This is a genomic window from Mycolicibacterium arseniciresistens (assembly GCF_030519285.1).
GTDB lineage: Bacteria > Actinomycetota > Actinomycetes > Mycobacteriales > Mycobacteriaceae > Mycobacterium > Mycobacterium arseniciresistens.
In genome coordinates this window covers 1-9,090 of the sequence record NZ_JAUMSQ010000252.1, presented here as the reverse complement: position 1 = coordinate 9,090, position 9,090 = coordinate 1, and the positions used below count along the sequence as shown (strand labels likewise).

Annotated in this window: 10 protein-coding genes; 7 read left to right on the top strand and 3 right to left on the bottom strand. The window is 70.6% G+C overall.

What is annotated here, in order from left to right:
* Together Q2100_RS24325 and Q2100_RS24320 are read left to right on the top strand one after the other, a co-directional pair.
* On the top strand, positions 1-585 hold a 585-nt coding region (locus Q2100_RS24325), incomplete at its 5' end, for a thioesterase family protein (protein ID WP_302916123.1).
* A gap of 26 nt (positions 586-611) precedes the next feature.
* Positions 612-986 carry an NYN domain-containing protein gene (locus tag Q2100_RS24320; protein ID WP_302916122.1) on the top strand — a complete coding sequence of 125 codons (375 nt, stop codon included), beginning with the start codon at positions 612-614 and terminating at the stop codon, positions 984-986.
* 9 nt (positions 987-995) lie between these two features.
* Here Q2100_RS24320 and Q2100_RS24315 read toward each other — a convergent pair whose 3' ends face one another.
* Together Q2100_RS24315 and Q2100_RS24310 are read right to left on the bottom strand one after the other, a co-directional pair.
* Positions 996-2,231, bottom strand: a complete 1,236-nt coding sequence (locus Q2100_RS24315) for a cytochrome P450 (RefSeq protein WP_407667681.1) — start codon at positions 2,229-2,231, stop codon at positions 996-998.
* A gap of 129 nt (positions 2,232-2,360) precedes the next feature.
* Entirely contained in the window at positions 2,361-3,548 is a 1,188-nt protein-coding gene (locus Q2100_RS24310) for a CaiB/BaiF CoA transferase family protein (RefSeq protein ID WP_302916120.1), read from the bottom strand.
* Positions 3,549-3,659: 111 nt separating this feature from the next.
* On the opposite strand from Q2100_RS24310, the gene Q2100_RS24305 reads away from it, so the two are divergent.
* The 4 genes from Q2100_RS24305 (at position 3,660) to Q2100_RS24290 (ending at position 7,416) form a co-directional block, all read left to right on the top strand.
* Positions 3,660-4,796: a phosphotransferase gene (locus tag Q2100_RS24305; RefSeq protein ID WP_302916119.1), complete on the top strand. Its 1,137-nt coding sequence runs from the start codon at positions 3,660-3,662 to the stop codon at positions 4,794-4,796.
* A gap of 81 nt (positions 4,797-4,877) precedes the next feature.
* The gene (locus Q2100_RS24300) at positions 4,878-5,423 is read left to right on the top strand and encodes a TetR/AcrR family transcriptional regulator (protein ID WP_264015349.1); all 546 of its coding nucleotides are present in this window, start codon (positions 4,878-4,880) and stop codon (positions 5,421-5,423) included.
* Positions 5,424-5,500: 77 nt separating this feature from the next.
* Entirely contained in the window at positions 5,501-6,994 is a 1,494-nt protein-coding gene (locus Q2100_RS24295; RefSeq protein WP_302916118.1) for an aldehyde dehydrogenase family protein, read from the top strand.
* Positions 6,991-7,416, top strand: a complete 426-nt coding sequence (locus Q2100_RS24290) for a nuclear transport factor 2 family protein (RefSeq protein WP_302916117.1) — start codon at positions 6,991-6,993, stop codon at positions 7,414-7,416. Before Q2100_RS24295 ends, Q2100_RS24290 begins: the two co-directional genes overlap by 4 nt.
* A 58-nt stretch (positions 7,417-7,474) precedes the next feature.
* Here Q2100_RS24290 and rlmN read toward each other — a convergent pair whose 3' ends face one another.
* Entirely contained in the window at positions 7,475-8,599 is a 1,125-nt protein-coding gene (gene rlmN / locus Q2100_RS24285) for a dual-specificity RNA methyltransferase RlmN (RefSeq protein ID WP_302916116.1), read from the bottom strand.
* A 78-nt stretch (positions 8,600-8,677) separates the two neighbouring features.
* Here rlmN and Q2100_RS24280 point away from each other — a divergent pair.
* Positions 8,678-9,090: EamA family transporter (locus Q2100_RS24280; protein WP_302916115.1), on the top strand; the 413-nt coding region annotated here is incomplete at its 3' end.

Genomic DNA, 9,090 nt, shown 5'->3' with positions numbered 1-9,090 from the left:
CTGCGGTCCCGGATCGAGCGGCGGGGCAGGCAGATCGAACTCGTCGCCGCCGAGATGCTCGCGCCGGGGCCCGACGGCGCACCGCGGCCCGTCGCCCGGGCGACCGGATGGCGGCTGCAGCGGCTCGACACCTCGGCGCTGCAGCACGCCGCAGCGCCGCCGCTGCGCCCGATCGACGGGGCCCGCAGCCGCGACCTGGCCAAGGACTGGGACCGCAACTACGTGCACAGCCTCGACTGGCGCTGGCTGACCGACCCGCTGAACGCCGGCGCGGGCGAATCGTGGCTGACGCCGACCGTCGACCTCGTCGCCGACGAGACGATGACGCCCCTGCAGCGGCTGTTCTCGGTGGCCGACTGCGCGAACGGGATCGGCACCCGGCTCGACCCGCGGCAGTGGACGTTCCTCAACACCGACCTCGCGGTGCACGTGCATCGCGTTCCCGAAGGCCGGTGGATCGGCATCCGCGCAGAGACCGACTACGGGCCCGACGGCATCGGCACCACGATCGGCACCCTGTTCGACCAGACCGGACCCGTCGGCGCCATCGCCCAGTCGGTGCTGGTGCGGCCGCGGCCGCGCTGAACGCCCGGGCCGCCTAGGCTGACGCCGTGCGCTGGATCGTCGACGGCATGAACGTCATCGGCTCATGCCCGGACGGGTGGTGGCGCGACCGGCGGCGGGCGATGACCGTTCTGGTCGCCGACCTCGAACGGTGGGCCGGTGCGGAGAACCTCGATGTGACAGTGGTTTTCGAGAAGCCGCTGTCACCGCCGCTGGAGTCCGGCGTGATCACGATCGCCCACGCGCCGGTGGCGGCGCCGAATTCCGCAGACGACGAGATCGTCCGGCTGGTCGCGGCCGACGACCGGCCCGGCGACATCCTGGTGGCGACCTCGGACCGGGCACTCACCGACCGGGTGCGCGCGGCGGGCGCCGCCGTCGTCGCGGCGAAGGGCCTGCGCGACAGGATCGATCCGCGCTGAGCTCCGCGCTCAGCGGATCACGGCGGGCAGCCGCTTGATGCCGTGCACGAATGTACTGTGCAGCAGGTCGGGCTCGCCGAACTCGACGTCCAGCCGAGTCAGCAACTCACGGAACAGCACCCGCAGCTCGACCCGCGCGAGGTTGCTGCCGAGGCAGAAGTGCGGGCCGCCGCCGCCGAAGCCGAGGTGCGGGTTGGGCGAGCGGGCCAGGTCGAACTCGTGCGGATCGCCGAACACGGCCTCGTCCCGGTTGGCCGAGCAGTAGAACAGGCCGACCTTGTCGCCCGCCGCCACGGGTGCGCCGTTGATCTCGGTGTCGGCCGTCGCGAACCGGGCGAACTGCATCACCGGCGACGCCCACCGCACGAACTCCTCGACCGCGGGGCCGATGCGGTTCTCGAAATCGGCCAGCAGCCAGTCGCGTTGGGCCGGGTTGCGGCTCACCGCCAGCATGGCGTGCGAGGTCGTCTGCTTGGTGGTGTCGTTGCCGGCCGAGGCGAGCAGGATGAGGAACGCGCCCACCTCCTCGTCGGTCAGCCGGTGACCGTCGACCTCGGCGTTGACGATGTCGGTCATCAAATCGTCGCCGGGGTTCTTGCGGCGGAACTTCGCCAACTCGACCCCGGTGGCCGACAGCAGCATGATCTCGTTGATGGTGTCGGCGGCGCGCTCCTCCAGCGACGAGTACTCGTCGTCGCTCATGCTGAACAACTTCTCCGCGGCCTTCGCCACCGCCGGCTGATCGGCGCGCGGCACCCCCAGCATGTCGGAGATGGTCAGCATCGGCAGCCGCGCCGAACAGGCCTCCACGAAGTCGACCTCGCCCGCCCCGACCAGATCGTCGACCACCGCGACCGCGTTGTCGTGGATCTGCTGTTCGATCCTGCGGACGTTGCGCGGGGTGAACGCCGCGCTGATCAGCCGGCGGTAGACGGTGTGCTCCGGCGGGTCCATGGTCAGGAAGAACGAGGCGATCCGCTGCACCTCGGCGGGCATCGGGTCGAGCGCCACACCGCGGGCGGAGGTGAACAACTCGGGGTGCTGGCTGACGTGCACGATGTCGGCGCGCCGGGTGAGCGCCCAGAAGCCGTCCTCCTCCATCGGGAACAGCGACGGCAGCGGCCGGTGCCAGGTCAGCCCGTCGCCGGCGCGCAAGGCCGCGAACGACCGGTCGCGCTCGGCGAACGGCAGGCTCCAGAACGCCTGGGAGGTGATGTCGACCTGGCTGAACTCGCGGGTGGGCACCGTTCCAGCAGCTGAATCACTGTTCGTCACACCGTTTCCCCTCGACTCCGCGACCGTCGGTCCGTCGCACCCAGATGTGATCAGCGTGACACTGGCCCGAGGTTTTGTAAAGCTCGTCCGAGCTGGGGCTCAGGCCGGTGGGTTCGGATCCTGCGCCGTCCGCGCCGCCAGCTCGGCGAGCACCTCTTCGGTGTGCTCGCCGAGCGCCGGTGCGACGCTTCGTTGTTCGCACGGTGTGCCGTGGAAGTCGGCCGGTGTGGCGACCATCGGGGCGGCGGACTCGCCGTCGGGCACGTAGACCACCCCGCCGGCCGCGTGGAACTGCTCGTCGGCCACCACGTCCTCCATGGTGTTGATCGGCGACCAGAAGAAGTCGGGATCGGCGGCGAAGACCTCGGCCCACTCCGACAGCGGGCGGGTCGCGAAGATCTCGTCGAGCTGGCCGATCAGATCGGTGGCGTTGCGCGCCCTCGCGCGTGGCGTGGCGAACCTCTCCTCGGTCAGCCATCCCAGCCGGCTCACCGCGCGGCACAGCGCCGGCCAGTGCCGCTCTCCCTGCAGGCCGACGACCCAGAACCGCCTGCCGTCGGCCGCGGTGTAGTTGTTCATGCACGGGTTGGCCATCGTCTCGCGCTGGCCGATGGCGATCTGGTGCCCGGTCATCAGGAACGTGTTGAGGTCGAAGCTCACCGCGTAGGCGCCCTGCCGGTAGAGCGAGGTCGTCACCAGCTGGCCCGTGCCGCGGGTCGCGCGCGCCACCAGCGCTGCGCACACCGCCCCGGCCATCGTCATCCCCGCCATGTGGTCGCCCAGCCCGCCACGCTGAAAGGGCGGACTGTCGCCGGGGCGGGTCAGCAGATGCGCGAGCCCGGCGCGCGACCAGAACGCCGCGACGTCGTAGGCCGCCCGGTCGGCGTCGGGTCCGGCCTCGCCGTAGCCGGTGATCAGCCCGTAGACCAGCCGGGCGTTGCGGGCCGCCACCGTCTCGAAGTCCAGGCCGAGCCGGCGCAGTGCCCCCGGCCGCACGTTGGTGAGGAAAACGTCCGCGTCGCAGATCAACTCGAGCGCCGTCGCACGCCCCTCGGTCGTCGTCATGTCCAGCACGACGCCGCGCTTGTTGCGGTTGTCCATCTCGAACGGCGGGTTGACGTCGCCGTCGATGCCCAGCATGCGGCCGAACATCCGGGCTGGATCGCCCGCCGGGGGTTCGATCTTGACGACGTCGGCGCCCCACTCCGCGAGGACGGCGCCTGCGGCCGGGCCCGCCACCCACACGCCGAGTTCGACGACACGCACGCCTGTCAGCGGACCGGCCATGTGACCCCTTCCGAATCGCGCGAATCGCGTCAGACCATTCGGCCTTTACACTTCAGCGATAGTTTGTAAACTGTGCGGACCTACCGGCCAACCTAGGAGGTTATCGACCCGGTGACCATCGCCTCAGGGGTTTCGGCGCGACTCGCCGACCGGGTGGTTCCCGTCCTCGGTCTCGCGGCCCATCTGGGGCGCGGGGTGCAGCGGGTGGTGACCGATGCCGCGATCGGCGGTGCGCGGTCGCTGCCGCGGCGGCCGGCCGACCTCGGGGCCGAGGCGCTGTCGGCGATCATCGGTCGCACCGTGACGTCGGTGCGGCTCGTCGGCGGGGACGCGGGCACGTCGTCGCGGGCGCGTCTGGCGCTCACCGGAAACGGTGTCCCGGCAACGGTGTTCGTCAAGATGCCGGCCGAGACGGCGGCCACCCGGCTGATGGGCGAACTGGGCCGGCTGGCCCACACCGAGGTGTGCTTCTACGACCGGCTGGCGCCCGGGCTGCAGGGCGTGCCGACGTCCTACGGCTCGGCCTTCGACCCGCTCACCGGACGCTTCGTCCTGGTGCTCGAGGACCTACCCGCCGCCGAATGCGACTTTCCCGACACCCTGCACCCGCTCGACCGGGACCGGGCGGCGCTCGTGGTGGAACGCCTCGCGGCGCTGCACGCGAGGCACTGGGGGCGGCCACCGGGCTGGACCTACACCCCATCGGGTGACCACACGTCGCTGCTGACCGGCGCGCTGTGCAAGGCGTCGGCGCGCCGGATCGCCGAGCGCACCGACATCCCGGTCGACCGCGGCCGTTTCATCGACGAGAACTACCGCGCGGTGGCGGCGCTGATCGACCGGCCCCCGCTCACGGTCATGCACGGCGACGCCCACCCGGGCAACGTCTACTTCCGCAGTGGGGAGGCCGGGCTGCTGGACTGGCAGGCCGTCCGCAGCGGCAATCCCGGCCGGGAGCTGGCGTACACGCTGGTGACCTGCCTGACCACGGCGGACCGCCGCGCCGCCGAGCGGGACCTGCTCGACGTCTACCGCCGGGCGCTGGCGGCCGGCGGCGGCCCGGACTGGGACCGCGACGACCTTTGGCACCGGTACCGCCAGGGCGCGCTGTATGCCTATGTCGCACCGTTGATCACGGCGGGCATGGGCGGCATGCAGGCCGAGGGCATCGCGATGGAGGGGCTGCGGCGCGGGGTGGCCGCGCTGGACGACCTGGACACAGTCGCCGTGCTGCGGGCGGCACTGTGACCGGACTCGTGCCGCGTCGCTGCCGTGACCGCGGGTTACACCATCTACGATTTGTGCAACACCACCACCTGAGGCGCCCACGTGAATGAACCCCTGACCGACCAGCAGGTCCTCGACGACACGTCGACGCGGCACCGGATCCTCGCCGCGACCGCCGAGGTGCTCGGCCGCAGTGGGCAGACCAAGCTCAGCCTGTCCGAGGTGGCGCTGCAGGCCGGCGTCTCGCGGCCCACGCTGTACCGCTGGTTCGCGTCCAAGCAGGAACTGCTCGACGCCTTCGGGCGGTTCGAGCGCGATCTGTTCGACAACGGGATCAGCCGGGCCACGGCGGGGCTGCGCGGCACCGAGAAGCTGGACGCGGCGCTGCGCTTCATCGTCGAGTACCAGCAGTCCTACTCCGGTGTGCGGCTCATCGACATCGAGCCCGAGGTGGTCATCGCGCAGCTGTCCCGGATCGTGCCCCTGATGCGGGCCCGGCTGGAGAAGCTGCTCGTGGGCACCAATGCCGGCGTCAAGGCCGCCACCGCCATCCGCGTCGCGGTGTCGCACTACATCGTGCGCAGCGATGACGGCGACCAGTTCCTCGCACAGCTACGCCATGCCGTCGGCATCCGGCCCGCCGACTGACCCGCGCCGACACACCTGGCGCTGAGCGATCGCCCAAAAGGGCTGACACTCGCGCCGCGATTTGTAAGGCTAGAGCCATGACGAGTGTGCAGAGCGAGACGGGCGTGCTGGCCGGCGACGAGCGGATGCTGATCGACGGCGAGCTGCAACACACCAGCAGCGGCGCGACATTCGACGTGATCCACCCGGCCAGCGAGGAGGTGGCCGGGCAGGCCACCGACGGCACCGTCGAGGACATGGGCCGCGCGGTGGCCGCGGCGCGGCGGGCGTTCGACGAGACCGACTGGTCGCGCGACGTCGAGTTCCGCTACCACTGCCTGATGCAGCTGCACGCCGCGCTGGAGCGCGACGCCGAACGGCTGCGACGCATCCTGATCACCGAGGTGGGCTGTCCGGTGACGGTGTCGGGCTCACAGATCGAGAGCCCGATCGCCGAGGTCAAGCACTGGGCCGAACACGGCCGTGGCTTCGACTACCTCGTCGACACCGGCGTGCACGAGACACAGATGGGCCCCGCCCGTCGCAAGATCCACTACGAACCGGTCGGTGTGGTCGGCGCGATCACTCCGTGGAATGTGCCGTTCTACCTCAACATCGCCGAGACGGTGCCCGCGCTGATGGCAGGCAACACCGTGGTGCTCAAGCCCGCGCAGCTGACGCCGTGGTCGGGCAGCGAGTACGGCCGCATCGTCGCCGAGGAGACCGACATCCCGCCCGGGGTGTTCAACGTCGTGGTGTCCAATGCCAACGAGGTGGGTGCGGCGCTGTCGGCCGATCCGCGCGTCGACATGATCACCTTCACCGGCTCGACGGCCACCGGGCGGGCGATCCTGGCGGCCGGCGCGGCGACGGTCAAGAAGACGCTGCTCGAACTCGGCGGCAAGTCGGCCCACATCGTGCTCGACGACGCCGACTTCAACTCCGCACTGCCGCTCGCGGCGATGATGGCGTGCGTGATGAGCGGCCAGAGCTGCATCCTGCCGTCGCGAATCCTGTTGCCGCGCAGCCGGTACGACGAGGGACTCGAGATCCTCAAGTCGATGATGGAGGGTTTCCCGGTCGGCGACCCGTGGACCCCGGGCAACATGCAGGGCCCGCAGATCAGCGAGGGCCAGCGCCAGAAGGTGCTCGGGCTGATCAAGAGCGGCATCGACTCCGGTGCCCGACTGGTCACCGGTGGCGGCATCCCGGAGAACCTGCCGACGGGCTACTACACCCAGCCCACCCTGCTCGCCGACGTCGACCCGGACAGCCAGGTGGCCCAGGAGGAGATCTTCGGCCCGGTGCTGACCGTGACGCCGTACGACAGCGACGACGAGGCGATCGCGATCGCCAACAACTCCATCTACGGGCTGTCGGGCGAGGTGAGCGGCGGCGACGTCGACCGGGCGTTCGCGGTGGCCACCCGGATGCGCACCGGCAACGTGACCATCAACGGCAAGAGCCACTTCGGCATCACCAGCCCGTTCGGCGGCACCAAGCAGAGCGGGCTGGGCCGGCGCAACGGCGACGAGGGATTCAAGGAGTACTTCGAGTCCAAGACCATCGGCATGCCCGACCCGGCGGCGTGAACCACGCCACCGACCACCGGGAGATCGAGGCGCTGCTCTACCGGTACGCCCGCGCCGTCGACACCAAGGACTGGGAGCTCTACCGCTCGGTGTTCACCGAGGACGCCGTCGTCGACTACTCGGCGATGGGCATCCCGGCGGGCCCGCGGGACCGGGTCGCCGACTTCCTCGCCCAGGGCTTCGCGGCGATCCCGTGGAGCATGCACTACATCACCAACATCGAGATCCTCGAGTCCGACGGCGACAGCGCGACGGTCCGGGCGATGTTCTACAACCCGATGCAGCTGCCGGGAATGACCGAGATGTCCTCGTGCGGCGGCTATTACCACCATCGACTCGTCCGCACGCCCGACGGCTGGCGCAGCCGGTCCCTGCGCGAGGACAACGTGTGGTTCGTCAACCGCCCGGCGCCGCCAGATTGACGCCACGCAGCAAAAGTGCGAGGTCTCCCCTGCGCCACGTCGATCTCGCGGCCGCCGCTCAGCCCTCGGCGGCCAACTGACCGCAGGCGGCGGCGATCTCGCGGCCGCGGGTGTCACGCACGGTGCAGGACACGCCGCGTTCGCGCACCCGGCGGACGAACTCGCGCTCGGCCGGTTTCGGGCTGGCATCCCACTTGCTGCCCGGCGTGGGGTTGAGCGGGATCAGGTTGACGTGGACCAACGGTCCCAGCGCGCCGTGCAGTCGCCTGCCGAGCAGGTCGGCCCGCCAGGGCTGGTCGTTGACGTCGCGGATCAACGCGTACTCGATCGACACCCGGCGGCCGGTGGTGTCGGCGTAATACCGTGCCGCATCGAGGACTTCGGTGACGTTCCAGCGGTTGTTCACCGGGACGAGGGTGTCGCGCAGCTCGTCGTCGGGCGCGTGCAGCGACAGCGCAAGCGTGACGTTGAGGCGCTCGTCGGCGAGCTTGCGGATCGCGGGCGCCAGCCCCACCGTCGACACCGTCACCGACCGCGCGGAGATGCCGAACCCGTTGGGCGGCGGCGCGACGATGCGCCGCAGGGCGGCCAGCACCCGGTTGTAGTTGGCCAGCGGCTCGCCCATGCCCATGAACACGATGTTGGACAGCCGCCCGCCGCGCGCGGCGGGCGTGATCCCGTCACCGTCGCGGTCCCGCAGTTCGGCGGCCGCGGCGCGCACCTGCTCGAGGATCTCGGCGGCCGACAGGTTGCGCTTCAGCCCGCCCTGGCCGGTCGCGCAGAACGGGCAGGCCATCCCGCAGCCGGCCTGTGACGAGATGCACACGGTGTTGCGGTCGGCGTAGCGCATCAGCACCGATTCGAAGGTGGTCCCGTCGACCGCCCGCCACAACACCTTGCGGGTCTCCCCCGAGTCGCACTCGATCTCGCGCACCGGGTCGATCAAGGCGGGGAACAGTGTCGCCGCGACGTCGTCGCGCACCGCGGCGGGCAGGTCCGTCATCTGGTGCGGATCGGCGATCAGCCGGCCGTAGTACTGGTTGGCCAGCTGTTTTCCCCGGAATGCCGGCAGCCCCAGTTCGGCGACGGCGGCGGCACGCCCCGCTTCGTCGAGGTCGGCGAGGTGCCGCGGCGGCATGGCGCGGCGCGGCGCATCGAAGACGAGGGGCAGGGATCCAGGCATGGGCAACTGTCAGTATCTCACCTGCACGTGGCGGAAATTGAATGGCGAGCGCGGCGACCCATCCCCCACGATGGCCTCATGGCCACCGTGACTTCAGCGCCCACGATGGGCGCCCGCTCGGCGACGGTGCTGACGTTCTTCTACGCGCTCGGCTATCCGATTGGCGCCCATGCCGTTTCGGTGATGTCGCCGATGGCGGTACTGGTGCTGCGATTCGGGCTGGCCGGCGGCATCATCGGCGGCTGGGCATGGGCCTCGAAAGTGAGGTGGCCCACCGGCCGGGCCCTGGTGCACGTACTGGTCAGCGGATTGCTCACCCAGGCCGTGCAGTTCATCTGCCTGTATCTGGCCTTGCTGCACGGCGCACCCGCAGTGCTCGGCGCGGTGATCGTGTCGATGAACCCGGTGGTGACGGCGCTGCTGGCGGCGGCGGTGCTGCGTGAGCGGCTCACCTGGCGGCGGGTCGCGGCGCTGGCGCTCGGCATCGTCGC

Coding starts and splice junctions, on each gene's coding strand:
- Q2100_RS24310 (WP_302916120.1), bottom strand. CDS start 3,548: ATGGCCGGTCCGCTGACAGGCGTGCGTGTCGTCGAACTCGGCGTGTGG.
- rlmN (WP_302916116.1), bottom strand. CDS start 8,599: ATGCCTGGATCCCTGCCCCTCGTCTTCGATGCGCCGCGCCGCGCCATG.
- Q2100_RS24295 (WP_302916118.1), top strand. CDS start 5,501: ATGACGAGTGTGCAGAGCGAGACGGGCGTGCTGGCCGGCGACGAGCGG.